Here is an 18,070-nt window from a genome sequence, read left to right on the forward strand (position 1 = left end):
CCCGTGCTGCTCCGCGAACGCCACGGCCCGCGCGGACGGGCTCCGCGGAAACCCTCCGGATGGCCGCCGGTGATCCACAGGGTGCTGCGGAAGAGGAGCAAGGTGTCGTCCCGAGTCGTCATGACTCGGCCCTGGCGCCTCGACCTTGGTCGAGGTCAACCGGCGCTCGCGGCGGCAGCCTCCACCAGCGCCCGCATCACCCGCACGTCCTCGCCCATCTCCGGATGCCACTGCACCCCCAGCACCCATCCGTCGGCGGACGGCAGCTCCAGCGCCTCCACCGTGCCGTCCGCCGCGTGCGCCGACGGGACCAGACCGCTGCCGAGCCGGTCCACCGCCTGGTGGTGGTAGGTCGGGACGACCGCCGTCTCCGGCACGAGCCGCGCGTACACCGTGCCCGGCACCGGTTCGACCGGGTGGCCGCCGAAGACGCCGACCGCCTCCGCATGGCCGTCGAGATGCTGGACGAGGGTGCCGCCCAGGGCGACGTTCAGCAGCTGCATCCCCCGGCAGATGCCGAGCAGCGGCACGCCCGCGGCCAGCGCCGCCTCGATCAGGGCCAGCTCCCACATGTCGCGGTCCCGGGCGGGCGGCCCGGTGCGGGGCCCGGGTTCGGCGCCGTAGCGGACCGGCTCCACGTCGGGTCCGCCGGCCACCACGAGACCGTCCAGCCGGGCCACCGCCGCCGCGGCGTGCGCGGGGTCGTCCGGCGGCAGCATCGCGGCGAGGCCGCCGGCCGCCTGGACCAGCCGCGGATAGCCCGCGGGCAGCAGTGCCGCCTCCAGCTCCCACACCCCCCAGCGGGCGGGCTCCCGGTAGGTGCTGACCCCGATCAGCGGTCTGGCCACCCTGTGCTCCTCAGTCGTCACGCGTGCCTCACGTCGTCCTCGGACCTCGGTCCCGTGCCAACTCTGCCTCGGCCGCGGCCAGTGCCGCGAACTCCTCCTCCGGTGCCTTCGCCACCAGCCGCCTGCGGCTGTACAGCCCGAAGTACGCCACGGCGACCACGTACACCGCGAGCGCGATGAACGCCGCCGTCACGTCGACCAGGAAGGTGGCGACCAGCGCCGCGCAGGCCAGCACCAGCGCCACCGAGGAGGTCAGGACCCCGCCCGGCGTACGGTACGGCCGCTCCAGTCCGGGCTCGCGGCGCCGGAGCACGATGTGGGACAGCGACATCAGGGCGTAGGAGATCGTGGCGCCGAAGACCGCCACGTTCAGCATGCGCGCACCGTCGCCCGTCCCCGCGGCCAGTGCGAAGCCGATCGCGCCCGGCACCAGCAGGCCCAGATACGGGGCCTTGCGGCTGCTGGTCAGCGAAAGGAACCTCGGCAGATAGCCCGCGCGGGACAGCGCGAACAGCTGCCGCGAGCCCGCGTAGATCAGGGAGAAGAACGAGGCGACCAGGCCGGCCAGGCCCGCGTAGTTCACGATCCGGCTCAGCGCCGTGGCCTCGCCGTCCGGCTGCAGCGCCTCGACCAGCGGGTTGCCCGCCTCCTGGATCGCCGCCGAGCCCCTGCTCCCGGCCGCGGCGAAGAACGTCACCAGGGCCAGCAGCACCAGGATGCCCATCGACCAGCGGATCGCCCGGGGCAGCGTACGGGCCGGGTCCCGGGTCTCCTCGGCGGCGAGCGGCACACCCTCCACGCCCAGGAAGAACCACATCCCGAACGGGAACGCGGCCCAGATGCCGAGCAGGCCCAGCGGCAGCCACGAGTTCGCGCCGAAGGCCTCCGGGTCCACCGGGATGTCGTCCAGTCCCGAGGCGTCGAACTCCGCGAAGGCGCCGACGGCGAACACCAGCAGCGCGGCCACCGCGATGCCGGTGACCACGAAGCTGAAGCGCAGCGCCTCGCCCACGCCCCACAGGTGGATGCCGATGAAGATCACGAAGCAGGCGAGGTAGACCGGCCATCCGGACTCCAGGCCGAACAGGCCCAGGGACTCGACGTAGTCCCCGATGAAGATCGAGATCGCGGCGGGCGCCAGGATGAACTCGATGAGGATCGCCGTGCCGGTCAGGAAGCCGCCCCAGGGGCCGAGCGCCCGGCGGGCGAAACCGTAGCCGCCGCCCGCCGTGGGCAGGATCGACGACAGCTCCGCCAGCGCGAACACCATGCAGGTGTACATCAGGCCCATCAGGACCATGGCGATGGCCAGGCCGCCGAACCCGCCCTCGGCCAGGCCGAAGTTCCAGCCCGCGTAGTCGCCGGAGACGACGTAGGCGACGCCGAGGCCGGTCAGCAGCAGCCAGCCGGCGCTGCCCCGGCGCAGGGCTCTGCGTTCCAGGTAGTGGTCCGCCTCGGAGGCGGAGCGCTGCTCGGTCGATTCCACGGTCATGGCACGACTCCCCACACGGGCGGAAGCTCAATGGAATGGCTCCATACCTTTGCGGTGCCGAGGGCGGGAAATCAAGACCCGTGCGTAACGTCGTGGTTAACGCGGACGGCCCTTCTGCAGACCCGGGCGCCGCACCACGCACGCCGCGGGACGCGCCCGGGTCAGGTGAGGAAGCCGCGCAGCAGCGCCGCCGTGCCCGCGCAGTGCTCCCGGGTCATCTCCCGCGCCCCGTCGGCGTCCCCGTCGAGCACGGCCTCCACCAGTGCGGTGTGCTGGCGCTGCGAGTGCTCCAGGTTGCGCACCAGCAGCGGGATGCAGTCCAGCAGGTCGTTGAGTTTCGCGCGGACGGCCGCGTACTGGGCGGTGAGCGTCGCCGAGCCGGACAGCTCGGCCAGGGTGAGGTGCAGCAGCGTGTCCAGCCGGCGGTAGTCCGTCAGCGGCGCGTCGTGCGTGCGCGCCAGCGCCTCCCGCAGCCGCTTCGCCTGCCCGTCGGTCAGGCCGTGCGCCGCACACAGCTCCGCCGCGCCCACCTCCAGCACCTCACGGAAGCGCAGCGTGTCCTCGACGTCGAGGTCCTGCAGCCGGCGCCGCAGCTCCTCCTCCCCGGGCGTGTCGGTGCGCGGCAGCACGAACGTGCCGCCGTAGCGCCCGCGCCGGGCCTCGACCAGGCCCTGGTCCTGCAGCACCTTCAGCACCTCGCGCAGGGTCACCCGGCTGATCCCGAGCCGCTCCGCCAGCTCCCGCTCCGAGGGCAGCCGCTCGCCGCCCGGCACCAGCCCGAGCCGCACCACCTGCAGGATCTGCTCCAGCGCCTCCTCGAAGCCGTTGCCCGCCCGCACCGGCCGCAGCACGGGGGCGAGCCGGTCCCCGGCCCGGACCGCCGCCTCCACCCCCGCGCGCTCCGCGTCCGCCTGCGACATGCAGCCGTACCCCCTTCCCAAGAAATGGTTCTCGGCAATACCTTATGGCTTCCGGCTGACCGAAGAAGCCCGAAGGAGGCCTTCCCGTGGCAGACCGCACACCCCCGCTCGCCGTCGAGGAGCTGCACGCCCTCGTCGCGGGCGGCGAGATCGACACTGTCGTCCTGGCCTTCCCCGACATGCAAGGGCGGCTCCAGGGCAAGCGGTTCGCCGCCCGTTTCTTCCTCGACGAGGTGCTCCACCACGGCACCGAGGGCTGCAACTACCTCCTCGCCGTCGACGCCGAGATGAACACCGTGGACGGCTACGAGATGTCCTCCTGGGACCGCGGCTACGGAGACTTCGCCATGCACCCCGACCCGGCCACGCTGCGCCGGGTGCCCTGGAACGAGGGCACCGCCCTGCTGATCGCCGACCTCGCCTGGAGCGACGGCAGCCCGGTCGTCGCCGCACCCCGCCAGATCCTGCGCCGCCAGCTGGAGCGCCTGGCCGAGCTCGGGCTCACCGCCCAGGTCGGCACCGAGCTGGAGTTCATCGTCTTCAAGGACACCTACGAGCAGGCCTGGGACGCCGGATACCGCGGCCTGACCCCGGCCAACCAGTACAACATCGACTACTCCGTGCTCGGCACCGGCCGTATCGAACCCCTGCTGCGCCGGATCCGCAACGAGATGGCCGCCGCCGGGCTGACCGTCGAGTCCGCCAAGGGCGAGTGCAATCCCGGCCAGCACGAGATCGCCTTCCGCTACGACGAGGCCCTGGTCACCTGCGACCAGCACGCCGTCTACAAGACCGGAGCCAAGGAGATCGCCGCCCAGGAGGGCGTCTCCCTGACCTTCATGGCCAAGTACGACGCCCGCGAGGGCAACTCCTGCCACATCCACCTCTCCCTCGCCGACGAACACGGCAACAGCGCCATGCCCGGCGCCGGACCCGGCGGCATGTCCGACGTCATGCGGCACTTCCTGGCCGGCCAGCTCGCCGCACTCCGCGACTTCTCCCTGCTCTACGCCCCCCACATCAACTCCTACAAGCGCTTCCAGCCGGGCTCCTTCGCCCCCACCGCCGTCGCCTGGGGCTACGACAACCGCACCTGCGCCCTGCGTGTGGTGGGCCACGGCCGCTCACTGCGCTTCGAGAACCGGCTGCCCGGCGGCGACGTCAACCCGCACCTGGCGGTCGCGGGCATGGTGGCCGCCGGCCTGTACGGCGTCGAGCAGCGGCTCGAACTGCCCGAGCCCTGCCCGGGGAACGCCTACACCGCCGACTTCGAGCACGTCCCCACCACCCTGCGCGAGGCCGCCGAACTCTGGGAGAACAGCCCCGTCGCCAAGGCCGCCTTCGGCGACGAGGTCGTCGCGCACTACCGCAACATGGCCCGCGTCGAGCTGGACGCCTTCGACGCGGCGGTCACCGACTGGGAGCTGCGCCGCTCCTTCGAACGCATGTGAGGCCCCGGTGTCGTACGAGCTCCAAGTACTGAACCCGGCGACCGAGGAGGTCGTCGCCACCGTCCCCGGCGCCACCGCGGCCGACGTCGACACGGCCGTCGTGCACGCCGCACGCGCCCAGGCGTCCTGGGCCGCCCTCGCCCCCGGCGACCGCGCCCGCCTGCTGCGCCGGTTCGCCGCCCAGGTCGACGACCACCTGGAGGAACTGGCCCGGCTCGAGGTCCGCGAGGCCGGCCACACCCTCGGCAACGCCCGCTGGGAGGCGGGCAACGTACGCGACCTGCTCGACTACGCGGCCGGGGGAGTGGAGCGGCTCACCGGCCGGCAGATCCCGGTCCCCGGCGGCCTCGACATCACCGTCCTCGAGCCGCTCGGCGTCGTCGGCGTCGTCGCGCCCTGGAACTTCCCCATGCCCATCGCCGCCTGGGGTGCCGCCCCGGCCCTCGCGGCGGGCAACGCGGTCATCCTCAAACCGGCCGAGACCACCCCGCTGACCGCCCTGCGCCTGGCCGAGCTCGCCCTGGCGGCCGGACTGCCGGAGGGCCTGTTCCAGGTGCTGCCCGGCCACGGTCCGGTCGCCGGCAACGCCCTGGTCGAGCACCCCGGCGTCGCGAAGATCGTCTTCACCGGGTCGACGGCGGTCGGCAAGCAGGTGCTGGCGAAGGGCTCGGCACGGCTCAAGCGCGTCACCCTCGAACTCGGCGGCAAGAGCCCCAACATCGTCTTCGCCGACGCCGACCTGGAGGCCGCCGCGGCCGCCGCCCCCATGTCCTTCCTCGACAACTCCGGCCAGGACTGCTGCGCCCGCACCCGCATCCTCGTCCAGCGCTCCGTCCACGACCGGTTCCTCGAGCTGCTCACCCCCGCGATCGAAGCCGTCCGGGTCGGCGACCCGGCCGACGAGCAGACCCAGATGGGCCCGCTGATCTCCCGGGTGCAGCTGGAACGCGTCCGCTCCTACGTCACCGAGAGCGCCGACGGCATCCGCGGAAAGGCACCCGAGGGCCCCGGCTTCTGGTTCCCGCCCACCGTGCTGACCGGCGTCGAGCCGCACGCGCGCGTGGCGGTCGAGGAGGTCTTCGGCCCGGTCGCCGTCGTGCTGCCGTTCGACGACGAGGCCGACGCGATCCGCCTGGCCAACGCCACCGAGTACGGACTGGCCGGCTCCCTGTGGACCCGGGACGTGGGCCGCGCCCTGCGCGTCTCGCAGGCCGTGCGGGCCGGGAACCTGTCCGTCAACTCCCACTCCGCTGTCCGCTACTGGACCCCCTTCGGCGGTTTCAAGCAGTCCGGCCTGGGCCGTGAACTGGGCCCGGACGCGCTCGCCGCCTTCACCGAGACCAAGAACGTCTTCATCAGCACGGAGGGTTGATCCACTCATGACCGAGGACATCGTCTGCCGCCGCCTGGTCGGCCGTACCGCCGTCGTCACCGGCGCCGGCAGCGGCATCGGACTCGCCGCCGCCCGCCGGCTCGCCTCCGAGGGCGCCCGGGTCGTCTGCGGCGACGTCGACGAGACCCGTGGCAAGGCCGCGGCCGAGGAGGTCGGCGGCACCTTCGTCTCCGTCGACGTCACCGACCCCGAGCAGGTCGAGGCCCTGTTCCGGACGGCGTACGACACTTACGGCAGCGTCGACATCGCCTTCAACAACGCCGGTATCTCCCCGCCCGACGACGACTCGATCCTGGAGACCGGGCTGGAGGCGTGGAAGCGCGTCCAGGAGGTCAACCTCACCTCCGTCTACCTGTGCTGCAAGGCCGCCATCCCCTACATGCGGCAGCAGGGCAGGGGCTCCGTCATCAACACCGCGTCCTTCGTGGCCCGCATGGGCGCGGCGACCTCCCAGATCTCCTACACCGCCTCCAAGGGCGGCGTCCTCGCCATGTCCCGGGAGCTGGGCGTGCAGTTCGCCCGGGACGGCATCCGGGTCAACGCGCTGTGCCCCGGACCGGTCAACACCCCGCTGCTGCAGGAGCTGTTCGCCAAGGACCCCGAGCGGGCCGCGCGCCGCCTGGTGCACATCCCGCTGGGACGGTTCGCGGAGGCCGAGGAGATCGCCGCCGCCGTCGCCTTCCTGGCCAGCGACGACTCCTCGTTCGTCAACGCCACCGACTTCCTGGTCGACGGCGGGATCTCGGGGGCGTACGTCACGCCGCTGTAGCGGCCGTCCTACAGTGCGTGCATGACCATGACGCCTCCGCCCGGCTGGTACCGCGACCCGTCGGTCCCGCACCAGGAACGCTGGTGGGACGGCCGGGCCTGGACCGAGCACCGGCGCGCCCCCGCGGCCGCGGGGCAGCCGCCGCCTCCGCAGCCGCACCCGACGGTTCCGCTCCGCACCGGCGGTCCGGCGCCGTTCCGGGGCGGCACCGGCCGCGGCAGGGCGGTCGCCCTGACCGTCTCCGCGGCCGTCCTGGTCGCGGCGGTGGTCGGCGGTGCGCTGCTCCTCGGCCGGGGCGACGACGGCGGCACCGTCGCCGACCCCCCGGTGACCGCGACCGTGGGCACCGTCCCGGCACCGCCGAGCGGGCCGCCCGCCGCCTCGCCGTCCGGCTCCGGGCCCGACGCGGAGGACCCGGCCGTCGTCGAGGACCAGCTCAACGGCATCACCTTCCCGCTGCCGGACGGCTGGGTCCGCCCCGAGAACGTCGTCGAGGACGACGTCATGATGACGACGGACGGCACCTACGAGTGCCCGGGCGACGGCGCCGTGTGCCGGCGCGGCATGGTCATCTCCCGCACCGTGACGGTGACCGACGAGACCTCCCCGGAGGTTCTCGCCAAGCAGGACATAGCGGACGCCGCAGACGACGCTTTCCACGAGGACCTGATAGGCAACCGGCCGTTCGGCGGCCTCGAGTCCCACGAGGTCGTGAAGTCCGGGCCGGTCGCCGTCGCCGGCCGCGCCGGGTACCTGGTCCGCTGGCGGGTGACGACCGCCAAGGGACCCGGCGGCTATGTGCAGTCGATGGTGTTCCCGTCCAGCGTCGGCACCGGCTCCCCGATCCTCGTCCGCTACGTCTTCGACGCCGGCGAGGACGGCCCGCCGCTCGCCGCGATGGACACCATCACCGAGGGAATCCGCCCCGCCGGAGACGCGGACACCGGCGGCGGCGTGGGCAGCAGCCTCGGCCCGACGGACTGACCGGCGCGCGGGGAGGGCGGGACGGCGGTACGCGGACGAGCCGCCGTCCACGAACCGACCGCCGTCAGGGAGCCGGTGGGACACCGTCAGGGAGTCGGTGCGGTGGAACACGTCGGAGAAATCGGTGGACGACCATGGACCCGGCCGAGGACCGTCAGAGAAACGTACGCCCCTCGCCCCGGTACGTCGGCACGGTCGCCGTCACTGCGTCGCCCTCCACGAGGTGCAGCGCGTCGAACCGCTCGCACAGCTCACCGGCCTTGGCGTGCCGGAACCACACCCGGTCGCCGATGAGCAGATCGTCGGCGGCCGGGCCGAGCAGCGGCGTCTGCACCTCACCGGGCCCCTCCTGCGGGTCGTACCGCAGCCCCTCGGGCAGACACGGCACCGGCAGCCGGTCCGCCGCGGCCGCACCGGAGGCCGGGTAGCCACCGCCGAGGACCGTCACCACCCCCACCCCCGGGCGGCGCACCACCGGCAGTGCGAACAGCGCCGCCGGACGGCCCCGGAACGACGTGTAGTTGTCGAACAGCCGCGGTACGTACAGCCCCGACCCGGCGGCGACCTCGGTGACCGCACCCTCGGCCGCCGTGTACTGCACGCTGCCGGTGCCGCCGCCGTTGACGAACTCCAGCTCCGGCACCACCGCGCGCACCGCCCGCACCGCCTCCGCGCGCCGCTGGGCCAGCTCCCGCCGGGCCGCGGCCTGCATCAGCCGGATCGCACGGGACCGCAGCGGCCGGCCCGCCAGCGCGTCCCCGACTCCGGCGACATGACCCTCGTACGCCATGATCCCCACCACTCGGAACCCCGGCCGCCGGGCCACCGAGCGGGCCAGGCCGGCGAGTTGGCCGGGGGAGCGCAGCGGCGAGCGGCGGGCCCCGACCCGCATCCGCCCGCCCAGCAGCCACAGCGAGGTGTCCAACTCCAGGCAGACCCGGACCACTTCACCTCCGCCCCCGCGCGCGGCGTCGATGAGATCGAGCTGCGCGGGATCGTCGACCATCACGGTCACGGCGGCGGCCAGTTTCGGGTCGGCGGTCAGCTCGGCGTACCCGGCCCGGTCCGCGGACGGGTAGGCGAGCAGGACGTCCTCCACGCCGGAGCGGGCCAGCCACAGGGACTCGGCCAGTGTGAACGACATGACGCCCGCGAAACCGTCCCGGGCCAGGACGCGTTCGAGCAGGGCCCGGCAGCGGACGGACTTGCTGGCGACCCGGACCGGCTTCCCGCCGGACCGGCGCACCAGATCGTCCGCGTTGGCGTCGAAGGCCGCCAGGTCCACGATCGCGAACGGGGCGTCGAGGGCGGCGGTGGCCCGGTCGTATCGGGCCCGGTCGGCGGAGGGCGCAGTCATGGGCGCAGCCTGCCAGACGGGATTACCGCAGGGTAGGGGGACGTTCCGGGCCAATGCCCCGGGGGCGTGGACTGGTTCCCCCTCGCGCCGGGGCACGCCGTAGAGTGACGCGCACGCACGGCGGAACGGCCTCGGGCTGCACGCCCGACGTCCGTGCCGGGATGGCGGTCCGCCCGTGCGGGTATGCGTGCCCGGACGGAGCGTGCACCGCGTACCGCGTCACGAGGAACGGCCCGGGCACGAGGAAACGGGGGGTGCATGAGCACGGAAGCGCCGCGCACCCGCGCCTCCTTCCCGCCGCGCCCCGCCCGTCCGCCGGCCGATCGCACACCGCCCGCCGAACAGGTCGCGCAGGAGCACCCGCCCCCAGGGGACCGCCCGTCCGCCGAGCCCGCCCCGGCCGGTACGCAACCCCGTCCCGGGGATGCGCCGTCGACTGCTTCCGCGCGGTCCGAGGGTGCGGTCGTGTCCTCGGGGCCGGCGGCGTGTGGGTCGACGTCCGACGTCTCGTCGCCCGTGGCGGCGTCGTCCGGTTTCCCCGGTTTCCCTTCCGCCGAGCCCCGGACGACCGGCACCGCGCCTCCGCCCCCGCCGCGCGCCTCCGCCCGCTTTCCCGACGTGCCGCCGACCGTCGGTGACGGAGGTGCGGGCGTGGAACCGCTCCGCACCGCGCCGCGGACACAGCCTGTCCAGCCCCCTGCGGAGACCCCGGCGGAGACGACGACCCGCCTGCGCCGGGTCCCGGCCGGCCCGGGCCCCGAGCCCGCCGAGCGCCGTGAGAGGCCAGGGGCTGCCCGCGCTGTGCCGCACGGCCACCCGGGGACGACGCCCGCCGCTGCGGCATCCGGCCCGAACCCCCGCCAGGAGCACGGGTCGGCCGCCCCGGGCACGTCCGGCCGGTCGGGGAGCCGTACCGCCGCCTCCGCCGCGGGCTTCCCCGGGCAGCCCGGCCTGAGCGGTGCTGTCTCCGCCACGGGTGCCGCAGACCCGTCCGGATATCCCGGTGCTGCTTCTGTTGGGGGTGCGGCCGATGTGCGGGGTCCGGGTCGTGGCGTGACTGCGCAGGGTGGCCCCGAGTCGGCCGGTCAGCCTGGTGCTGTCTCTGCTGGGGGTGCTGCCGGGGCGTCGGGTTCGCGTGGCGGTGTGCCCGTGCAGGGTGCTTTCGGGTCGTCCGGATATCCCGGTGCTGCTTCTGTTGGGGGTGCGGCCGATGTGCGGGGTCCGGGTCGTGGCGTGACTGCGCAGGGTGGCCCCGAGTCGGCCGGTCAGCCTGGTGAGGCCTCCGCCACGGGTGCCGCCGAAACGTCGGGTCCCCGTGGTGCCGGTGGGACACAGGGCGGGCCCGGGCCGTTCCGGCGCCCCGTTGCCGACTCCACCCCGGACACCGCCCGCGTCTCCGGCGCCCTCGGCGGCACCCGGCCAGGGAGCGGCTCCCCGCCGCCCACCGCCACCGACCTCACCACCGGCACGCGCATCCCGGGCCACGCCGGCCCCGTCGCCGGTGATCTGCCGCGCCGTGGCCCCGGCGGGCCGGACCCGGGTTACTCGTGGCACAGTCCGTCGGCGGTGCCCGGGGACGGCGGTGGGCCCGACGGGGGTGCCGCACGCGCCCGGACGGCGCCGTACGGAGGACGGATGCGCGGGCAGGCCGTCGCAGCCGGCGTCTGCCTCGTGCTCGGGATGGGGCTGATCGGCGGGGCCGCGGCCGGGAGCTGGCTCGTCGGGGACTCCGGCGACGACCCCGCGCACAGCGGCTACGCCGCGGCCGCGGAGCTGTGGCACAGCGTGCCCGTCGACCAGTTGTTCCCTCCCACCGTCGACGGCCGCGGCGCCGGTCCCGGCGGCGCCGACCGCACCTGGACCCGTATCGCCGTCGCCCCCGACAGCGGCTGTGCCGACGCCTTCGACCCGCTGTTGCGCAAGGCCCTCGACCCCGTCGGCTGCGCCCGCCTGCTCCGCGCCACCTACACCGACGCCACCCAGAGCTACGTCACCACCGTCGGCCTGCTCTTCACCGAGGGCGACGCAGCCGCCATGACCGCGCTCGCCCGCCGCTTCGAGCACCAGGGGCTGGGCCTGCGCGCCGACCTCATGCCGCTGCCGTACGCCGCGGAGGACACCGTCGCCGCAGGCTTCGGCGCACCGCAGCGCGCCGCGTGGACGGTCTCCGTCCTCACCGACGCCCCCGTCGTGGTCTACGCCGTCTCCGGCTGGGCCGACGGCCGCGCCGTCGACAAGCCGCAGCCCGCCGAGGAGGCCATGGCGTCCGGTGCGACCGCCGCCCCCGCCCAGGCGGGCCTCGGCCACGAGGCCCAGGGCCTCGCCGACCGCGTCGAACGCGGCCTGCGCAAGACCGCCGACCCGGACCCCACGGAGGCGCCCTCGTGACCCTCGCGACACCAGCCGGGACCCGCCGCGGCGCAGCCCTCACCCTCCTTCTGGCGGCCGCCGTCACCCTCGTCCCGCCCACCGCGGCGCACGCCGACAACATCCGCGCCAAGCAGTGGTCCCTGGAGGCCATGCACACCGACGAGGCCTGGCGGACCACGCGGGGCGCGGGCGTCACCGTCGCCGTCCTCGACACCGGCGTCGACGCCGGCCACCCCGACCTCGCCGGCAACGTCCTGGCCGGCAAGGACCTCGTCGGCTTCGGCGCGAGCGAGGGCGAGCGCGCCTGGGCCCGGCACGGCACCGCGATGGCCGGGATCATCGCCGGCCACGGACACGGCCCCGGCGGCGCCGACGGGGTCATCGGCATCGCCCCCGAGGCGAAGATCCTGCCCGTCCGCGTGATCCTGGAGGACGGCGACCCGGCCCGCACCAAGGCCCGCAAGACCCGCGGCAACGCCCTCGCCGAGGGCATCCGCTGGGCCACCGACAACGGCGCCGACGTCATCAACCTCTCCCTCGGCGACGACTCCGCCTCCGCCCACCCCGAATCCGCCGAGGACGAGGCCATCCAGTACGCCCTGGCCCAGGGCGTGGTCGTGGTCGCCTCCGCAGGCAACGGCGGCGAGAAGGGCGACCACATCTCGTACCCGGCCGCCTACCCCGGCGTGATCGCCGCGACCGCGGTCGACCGCTACGGCACCCGCGCCTCCTTCTCCACCCGCCGCTGGTACGCCACGGTCAGCGCCCCCGGCGACGACGTGATCATCGCCGACCCCGACCGCAAGTACTACGAGGGCTGGGGCACCAGCGCCGCCGCCGCCTTCGTCTCCGGCGCCGCCGCGCTCGTCCGGGCCGCCCATCCCGGCCTCACCCCGGCCCAGGTCAAACGGCTGCTGGAGGACACCGCCCGCAACGCCCCCGACGGCGGGCGGGACGACTCCCGTGGCTTCGGCTTCGTCGACCCCGCCGCCGCCCTGGAGGAGGCCGGCCGCCTCGAGCCGGACGGCCTCACCTCGGCCGCCTACGGCGAGCGCTACTTCGGCCCCGGACCGGACACCACCGAGCCGGACGACGGCCCCTCGGCCTGGGCGGCCCCGCTCGCGGGCAGCGCCGGCGGCGTCCTGCTGGTCGCCTCCGTGATGCTCTGGCGCGGCAGACGACGGCGCCTCGGCGAGTTCGAGCGCTTCTAGACGGCCCGGCCGGCGGTCTCCCTCGGCCGCCCGCCGAGGCGGTCCCGGGCCCCGATAGGGTCGGGACCGTGGCGAACAAGAACATCCCCGACCCCGGCTTCTCCGACGACGACGGCTCCGCCGACGCCCGGCTGGGCGCGGCGCTGGCCGCCTGGGCCGAGGACCGCACCGCCGTCGCGCCGGTGCTGGAGGCGCTGAAGGACGCCCGGCTGCTGGTCCCCGTCGTCGCCGTGCTCGGAGAGGTGGAGGAGGACGCGCACGGGCTGCGCCGGGAGAAGACCAGCGACATGGCCGTACCCACCCTCAGGGCGGGCGACCGCACCGCCCTGCCCGCCTTCACCTCCACCGGCTCCCTCGCCCGCTGGGACCCGGCGGCCCGCCCGGTGGCCGTACCTCTCCACCAGGCGCTGCAGGCCGCGGCGCACGAGAAGGCCGACACCGTGGTGCTGGACCTGGCCGGCCCGGTGCCGTTCGAGCTGACCGGCCCCGCCCTGCTGGCCCTGGCGGAGGGCCGGACCAGCACCGACCCGCTCACCGACCCGGCCGTCGTCGAGGCGGTGCGCGGCGTCGTGGCCACCGAGCCGGCCGTGCTCCGCGCCCATCTCGGCCCCGGCCGGGGCGACGGCACCCTCGCCCTCGTCCTGGACTCCTCCGCCGCGCCCGCCGAGGCCGCCCGCGCCGTCGCCGAGCGGCTCGCCGCCGACGAAACACTCAGGGCCCGCCTGGTGCGCGGCCTCGACCTGGCACTGCTGCCGGCCGGGGCGACGCCGCCGGGCGAGCCCTTCTACGTTCGCGGATAGGCCTCAGCCGAAGACCGGGCCGGTGTACTTCTCGCCCGGGCCCTGCCCCGGCTCGTCCGCGACGAGCGACGCCTCGCGGAACGCCAGCTGCAGCGACTTCAGCCCGTCGCGCAGTGGCGCCGCATGGAACGAGCTGATCTCGGTCGCACTCGCGTCCAGCAATCCGGCCAGCGCGTGCACCAGCTTGCGGGCCTCGTCGAGGTCCTTGTGCGACTCACCCTCCTCGGTCAGACCGAGCTTCACCGCGGCGGCGCTCATCAGATTGACGGCGACCGTCACGATCACCTCGACCGCCGGGACCTCGGCGATGTCGCGGGTCATGGCGTCGAAGTCGGGGGACTCAGCAGGGGTGTCACTCATGCCGCACACGATAGGCGCCCGGCACGGTACGGTCGTACCCGGTCTCGGTTAGCCCATCCCCTGACGAGCTGCTAACCTGGTGCAACGACCGGTCGGACACGCGCGCCTCGCGGCAGCGGGCCCGGCCCACGAAGTGGAGGCTTTCGAACTCCCACCTGGCCGTCCCCCGGGACGGCGGGTCACCGGTCAGGCGGCACCGCCCTCGCGGCGGTGGCCGACCCGAAAGCGCGCCCCGCGATCAAAAGCGGCGGTGCTCCGGTAGTTCGAGGAGCCCCGCCTGTGATCGTCCGGGGCGTTTTCTCTGTCTCGGCGCGGTCAGGTCCAACGAACACAGACGTTACGCGGCTGTCTGCCAGACCGTCGCGTGGTGCTACCGAGGAGGATCCATCAGCGCCGAGCCCCGCATCAACGACCGGATTCGCGTTCCCGAGGTGCGACTTGTCGGTCCCAGCGGCGAGCAGGTCGGGATTGTTCCGCTTGCCAAGGCCCTGGAGCTTGCGCAGGAGTACGACCTCGACCTCGTAGAGGTTGCGGCGAACGCCCGTCCGCCCGTGTGCAAGCTCATGGACTACGGGAAGTTCAAGTACGAGTCGGCCATGAAGGCCCGTGAGGCGCGCAAGAACCAGGCGCACACGGTCATCAAGGAGATGAAGCTCCGGCCGAAGATCGACCCGCACGACTACGACACCAAGAAGGGTCATGTCGTCCGGTTCCTCAAGCAGGGCGACAAGGTCAAGATCACGATCATGTTCCGTGGTCGCGAGCAGTCCCGGCCCGAGCTGGGCTACCGACTGCTGCAGCGCCTCGCGGAGGACGTCCAGGACCTCGGCTTCGTGGAGTCGAACCCGAAGCAGGACGGCCGGAACATGATCATGGTTCTCGGTCCGCACAAGAAGAAGACCGAGGCGATGGCCGAGGCCCGTCAGGCGCAGGAGGCCCGCAAGGCCGAGCGCCAGGGCCGGGGTGGTCGTCAGGAGGCCGCCGCCGAGGAGCCCGCCGAGGCGTGATCCCCCGGGACTGCGGTCCCAGGCAGCAACCGAAACAAGAGCGACGCTCCACCGTGCCCGGTTTCACGACCGGGCACCGGAGCGCCACCCAGAGGAGAGAACGGCGCTATGCCGAAGAACAAGTCGCACAGCGGTGCCAGCAAGCGCTTCAAGATCACCGGCTCCGGCAAGGTGCTCCGTGAGCGCTCCGGCAAGCGCCACCTGCTCGAGCACAAGTCGTCCCGTGTGACGCGGCGCCTCACCGGCAACGCCGAGATGGCCCCGGGCGACGCCAAGAAGATCAAGAAGCTTCTCGGCAAGTGACGCCCCGGCGCGTGATCGACCGATCAGTCAGCGCCGTACGTCAGGACCGGGACCCAGTCGTTTTCGGGCCGTGTGAGGACCACCACGGCCCCGCTACAAGGAGTTAACAAGTGGCACGCGTCAAGCGGGCAGTCAACGCCCACAAGAAGCGCCGGGCGATCCTCGAGCAGGCCTCCGGCTACCGCGGTCAGCGTTCGCGCCTGTACCGCAAGGCCAAGGAGCAGGTCACCCACTCGCTGGTCTACAACTACAACGACCGCAAGAAGCGCAAGGGCGACTTCCGTCAGCTGTGGATCCAGCGCATCAATGCCGCTGCCCGCGCCAACGGCATCACGTACAACCGCTTCATCCAGGGTCTGAAGGCCGCCAACATCGAGGTGGACCGCAAGATCCTCGCCGAGCTGGCCGTCAACGACGCCACCGCGTTCGCCGCGCTGGTCGAGGTGGCCCAGAAGGCGCTGCCGAGCGACGTCAACGCGCCCAAGGCCGCGTGACGCCGCGTCGGCCCTGAGCCGACGTGACCGAAGGACCCGCAGGCCACGAGGCCTGCGGGTCCTGCTGTGTCCGTGAACCGCCGAACCACTCCAAGGTGAACCAGATGCCCCCCGCCACCCCCGAGCTGATCTCCCCGCGCTCGCCCCGTGTGTCCGCCGCGCGGCGGCTGGCCAAGCGGAACTTCCGGGGCAAGGAGCGGCTGTTCCTGGCCGAGGGGCCGCAGGCCGTACGGGAGGCCGCCGCGCACGGCGACACCCTCACCGAACTCTTCACCACCGTGGAGGCCGCCGAGCGCCACGCCGACATCGTCGGCGCCGCCCGCACCGCCGGCGCCCGGATCCACCTCGCCGCCGAGCAGGTGATCGCCGACGTCTCCACCACCGTCACCCCGCAGGGCCTGGTCGGCGTCTGCCGGTTCCTGGACACCTCCTTCGAGGACGTTCTCGCCGCCCGGCCGAAACTCGTCGCCGTCCTCGCCCACGTCCGTGACCCCGGCAACGCGGGCACCGTGCTGCGCTGCGCGGACGCCGCCGGCGCCGAGGCCGTCGTCCTCACGGACGCCTCCGTGGACCTGTACAACCCCAAGGCCGTGCGCGCCTCCGTCGGCTCGCTGTTCCATCTGCCCGTCGCCGTCGGCGTCCCCGTGGAGCGGGCCGTCGCCGGGCTGCGGGACACCGGCGTCCGGGTCCTCGCCGCCGACGGGGCGGGCCGGGACGACCTCGACGCCGAGCTCGACGCCGGCACCATGGGCGGGCCCACCGCCTGGGTCTTCGGCAACGAGGCCTGGGGTCTGCCGGAGGAGACCCGCGCCCTCGCCGACGCCGTCGTCCGGGTCCCGATCCACGGCAGGGCCGAGAGTCTGAACCTGGCCACCGCCGCTGCCGTATGTCTCTATGCGTCGGCGCGTGCACAGCGCGCCGCCACGGGGTGCCGCTCCGTCACCAACAGCTAGTAAGGTGACCAGCTCGGGGCCCCCGGCACGGTCGAGAGGTGGGGTACGGGGATGAGCGTCGGCACGAGCAGCGCGCCGGGAGCACGACAGGCGCGGCGCCCGCCCGCGCCCCGGCCCGACGACCCCGTCGGCGCCGAAGCCCACGCCGGTGTCCAGCCCGGCGCCCACAGCGGCGTCCACCCCGACGACCTGCCCGACGGCCTCGTCGTCGCCGACGAGCACGGACGGGTGGTGTGCTTCAATCGCGCCGCCGCACGCATCACCGCACGCAGCGCGGCCGGCACCCTCGGGCGCCCCCTGGAGGCCGTGTTGCCCCTGGAGGACCTGGAGGGGCGGCGCTGGTGGCAGCTGACCGACCCCTACGGCGGGCTCGCCATCCGCAGCCGGCAGCCCGAACGCAATCTGCTGCTGCCCGGCGGCCGCGAGGTGCTGGTCTCCGCCCGCTACGTCCGCACCCGCCCCACCGGACCCGTCCACCGCCTCGTCATCACCCTGCGCGACACCGAGGCCCGCCGCCGCACCGAGCGCAGCCACGCCGAGCTGATCGCCACCGTCGCCCACGAGCTGCGCTCCCCGCTCACCTCCGTCAAGGGCTTCACCGCCACCCTGCTCGCCAAGTGGGAGAGGTTCACGGACGACCAGAAGCGGCTGATGCTGGAGACCGTCGACGCCGACGCCGACCGGGTCACCCGGCTGATCGCCGAACTGCTCGACATCTCCCGCATCGACTCCGGCCGGCTGGAGGTGCGCCGCCAGCCCGTCGACATCGGCGCCGCCGTCGGCCGCCACATCCAGGCCTATGTCGCCGCGGGCCAGCCCGCCGACCGCTTCCTGCTCCGGCTCGTCCAGCCGCTGCCCGCCCTGTGGGCCGACCCCGACAAGATCGACCAGGTGCTCAGCAACCTCATCGAAAATGCCGTGCGCCACGGCGAGGGAACCGTCACCATCGACCTCACGGCCACGGCGTCGCCCCGGGAGGGCGAGGACGCCGGCACGTCGGTCACGGTGAGCGACGAGGGGCCCGGCATCCCGGAGGAGTCCATGAACCGCGTCTTCACCCGCTTCTGGCGGGGCAGCAAGCGCGGCGGCACCGGCCTCGGGCTGTACATCGTCAAGGGCATCGTCGAGGCCCACGGCGGCACGATCACGGTCGGCCGCACCTCCGGCGGCGGCGCCGAGTTCCGATTTACCCTGCCCGTGGCGGCACCGGCGTACCTCGGCTGAGGAGCCCGGAAGCCCCGCGGGCGCCACCGCATTCCCCCACCCCGTTAGACTCGGCCTTTGGCACCTTTGTGTCCTGCACACGGCCCACGCCCTGGCGGCCAGTCGGTGACGGGGACCATCAGCCAGCCAATCGG

The 18,070-nt window shown here is 73.8% G+C and carries 17 protein-coding genes; 12 read left to right on the forward strand and 5 right to left on the reverse strand.

Annotation, left to right across the window (positions count from 1 at the left end; all coding sequences use genetic code 11):
* Positions 1-155: 155 nt before the first annotated feature.
* The 3 genes from V5O46_RS17590 to V5O46_RS17600 all read right to left on the reverse strand — a co-directional run bounded on the left by V5O46_RS17590 (position 156) and on the right by V5O46_RS17600 (position 3,260).
* Positions 156-848 (reverse strand): gamma-glutamyl-gamma-aminobutyrate hydrolase family protein, encoded by a 693-nt coding sequence (locus tag V5O46_RS17590; RefSeq protein ID WP_332885552.1) that lies wholly within the window; start codon positions 846-848, stop codon positions 156-158.
* Positions 849-876: 28 nt separating this feature from the next.
* On the reverse strand, positions 877-2,340 hold the full coding sequence (eat, locus tag V5O46_RS17595; protein ID WP_332885553.1) for an ethanolamine permease: 1,464 nt from the start codon (positions 2,338-2,340) through the stop codon (positions 877-879).
* A 161-nt stretch (positions 2,341-2,501) separates the two neighbouring features.
* A complete protein-coding gene (locus V5O46_RS17600; RefSeq protein WP_332885554.1) occupies positions 2,502-3,260 on the reverse strand; it encodes a FadR/GntR family transcriptional regulator in 759 nt (252 codons plus the stop codon).
* 86 nt (positions 3,261-3,346) lie between these two features.
* Between V5O46_RS17600 and V5O46_RS17605 the strand changes: the two genes are divergently transcribed.
* From V5O46_RS17605 to V5O46_RS17620, 4 genes are read left to right on the forward strand one after another with little or no spacing between them, the layout of a single operon-like run.
* On the forward strand, positions 3,347-4,711 hold the full coding sequence (locus V5O46_RS17605; protein ID WP_332885555.1) for a glutamine synthetase family protein: 1,365 nt from the start codon (positions 3,347-3,349) through the stop codon (positions 4,709-4,711).
* 7 nt (positions 4,712-4,718) lie between these two features.
* Entirely contained in the window at positions 4,719-6,083 is a 1,365-nt protein-coding gene (locus tag V5O46_RS17610; protein ID WP_332885556.1) for an aldehyde dehydrogenase family protein, read from the forward strand.
* Positions 6,084-6,090: 7 nt separating this feature from the next.
* The gene (locus tag V5O46_RS17615) at positions 6,091-6,873 is read left to right on the forward strand and encodes a 3-oxoacyl-ACP reductase (RefSeq protein ID WP_332885557.1); all 783 of its coding nucleotides are present in this window, start codon (positions 6,091-6,093) and stop codon (positions 6,871-6,873) included.
* 27 nt (positions 6,874-6,900) lie between these two features.
* Positions 6,901-7,857 carry a DUF2510 domain-containing protein gene (locus V5O46_RS17620; RefSeq protein WP_332885659.1) on the forward strand — a complete coding sequence of 319 codons (957 nt, stop codon included), beginning with the start codon at positions 6,901-6,903 and terminating at the stop codon, positions 7,855-7,857.
* Between the two features lie 154 nt (positions 7,858-8,011).
* Here V5O46_RS17620 and V5O46_RS17625 read toward each other — a convergent pair whose 3' ends face one another.
* Positions 8,012-9,214, reverse strand: a complete 1,203-nt coding sequence (locus tag V5O46_RS17625) for an amino acid deaminase/aldolase (protein ID WP_332885558.1) — start codon at positions 9,212-9,214, stop codon at positions 8,012-8,014.
* Between the two features lie 1,635 nt (positions 9,215-10,849).
* Between V5O46_RS17625 and V5O46_RS17630 the strand changes: the two genes are divergently transcribed.
* From V5O46_RS17630 to V5O46_RS17640, 3 genes are all read left to right on the forward strand, one after another.
* The gene (locus tag V5O46_RS17630) at positions 10,850-11,602 is read left to right on the forward strand and encodes a hypothetical protein (protein ID WP_332885559.1); all 753 of its coding nucleotides are present in this window, start codon (positions 10,850-10,852) and stop codon (positions 11,600-11,602) included.
* A complete protein-coding gene (gene mycP, locus V5O46_RS17635) occupies positions 11,599-12,795 on the forward strand; it encodes a type VII secretion-associated serine protease mycosin (protein ID WP_332885560.1) in 1,197 nt (398 codons plus the stop codon). The genes V5O46_RS17630 and mycP overlap by 4 nt, the downstream gene beginning before the upstream one ends.
* 68 nt (positions 12,796-12,863) lie before the next feature.
* Complete coding sequence (locus tag V5O46_RS17640; protein ID WP_332885561.1) at positions 12,864-13,595, forward strand: SseB family protein; 732 nt, start codon at positions 12,864-12,866, stop codon at positions 13,593-13,595.
* A 3-nt stretch (positions 13,596-13,598) separates the two neighbouring features.
* Here the strand turns inward: V5O46_RS17640 and V5O46_RS17645 are convergent, their stop codons facing one another.
* A complete protein-coding gene (locus tag V5O46_RS17645) occupies positions 13,599-13,955 on the reverse strand; it encodes a DUF1844 domain-containing protein (RefSeq protein WP_332885562.1) in 357 nt (118 codons plus the stop codon).
* Between the two features lie 386 nt (positions 13,956-14,341).
* Here V5O46_RS17645 and infC point away from each other — a divergent pair, with 386 nt between their 5' ends.
* From infC to V5O46_RS17670, 5 genes are all read left to right on the forward strand, one after another.
* Positions 14,342-14,962 carry a translation initiation factor IF-3 gene (gene infC, locus V5O46_RS17650; RefSeq protein ID WP_332885660.1) on the forward strand — a complete coding sequence of 207 codons (621 nt, stop codon included), beginning with the start codon at positions 14,342-14,344 and terminating at the stop codon, positions 14,960-14,962.
* Positions 14,963-15,070: 108 nt separating this feature from the next.
* A complete protein-coding gene (rpmI, locus tag V5O46_RS17655) occupies positions 15,071-15,265 on the forward strand; it encodes a 50S ribosomal protein L35 (RefSeq protein WP_030577024.1) in 195 nt (64 codons plus the stop codon).
* A gap of 110 nt (positions 15,266-15,375) precedes the next feature.
* Positions 15,376-15,759 (forward strand): 50S ribosomal protein L20, encoded by a 384-nt coding sequence (gene rplT / locus V5O46_RS17660; RefSeq protein ID WP_055470307.1) that lies wholly within the window; start codon positions 15,376-15,378, stop codon positions 15,757-15,759.
* Between the two features lie 104 nt (positions 15,760-15,863).
* Positions 15,864-16,712, forward strand: coding sequence for a TrmH family RNA methyltransferase (locus V5O46_RS17665; RefSeq protein ID WP_332885563.1), 849 nt, complete (start codon positions 15,864-15,866; stop codon positions 16,710-16,712).
* 51 nt (positions 16,713-16,763) lie between these two features.
* Entirely contained in the window at positions 16,764-17,936 is a 1,173-nt protein-coding gene (locus tag V5O46_RS17670) for a sensor histidine kinase (RefSeq protein ID WP_332885564.1), read from the forward strand.
* Positions 17,937-18,070: the final 134 nt, after the last annotated feature.

This window comes from Streptomyces poriticola, from assembly GCF_036689765.1.
GTDB classification, from domain to species: Bacteria; Actinomycetota; Actinomycetes; order Streptomycetales; family Streptomycetaceae; genus Streptomyces; species Streptomyces poriticola.

Excerpts from the sequence above, each read along its gene's own strand:
- eat (WP_332885553.1), bottom strand. The coding sequence starts at position 2,340 with ATGACCGTGGAATCGACCGAGCAGCGCTCCGCCTCCGAGGCGGACCAC.
- V5O46_RS17600 (WP_332885554.1), bottom strand. The coding sequence starts at position 3,260 with ATGTCGCAGGCGGACGCGGAGCGCGCGGGGGTGGAGGCGGCGGTCCGG.
- V5O46_RS17615 (WP_332885557.1), top strand. The coding sequence starts at position 6,091 with ATGACCGAGGACATCGTCTGCCGCCGCCTGGTCGGCCGTACCGCCGTC.
- V5O46_RS17620 (WP_332885659.1), top strand. The coding sequence starts at position 6,901 with ATGACGCCTCCGCCCGGCTGGTACCGCGACCCGTCGGTCCCGCACCAG.
- V5O46_RS17625 (WP_332885558.1), bottom strand. The coding sequence starts at position 9,214 with ATGACTGCGCCCTCCGCCGACCGGGCCCGATACGACCGGGCCACCGCC.
- V5O46_RS17630 (WP_332885559.1), top strand. The coding sequence starts at position 10,850 with ATGCGCGGGCAGGCCGTCGCAGCCGGCGTCTGCCTCGTGCTCGGGATG.
- V5O46_RS17645 (WP_332885562.1), bottom strand. The coding sequence starts at position 13,955 with ATGAGTGACACCCCTGCTGAGTCCCCCGACTTCGACGCCATGACCCGC.
- rpmI (WP_030577024.1), top strand. The coding sequence starts at position 15,071 with ATGCCGAAGAACAAGTCGCACAGCGGTGCCAGCAAGCGCTTCAAGATC.
- V5O46_RS17665 (WP_332885563.1), top strand. The coding sequence starts at position 15,864 with ATGCCCCCCGCCACCCCCGAGCTGATCTCCCCGCGCTCGCCCCGTGTG.
- V5O46_RS17670 (WP_332885564.1), top strand. The coding sequence starts at position 16,764 with ATGAGCGTCGGCACGAGCAGCGCGCCGGGAGCACGACAGGCGCGGCGC.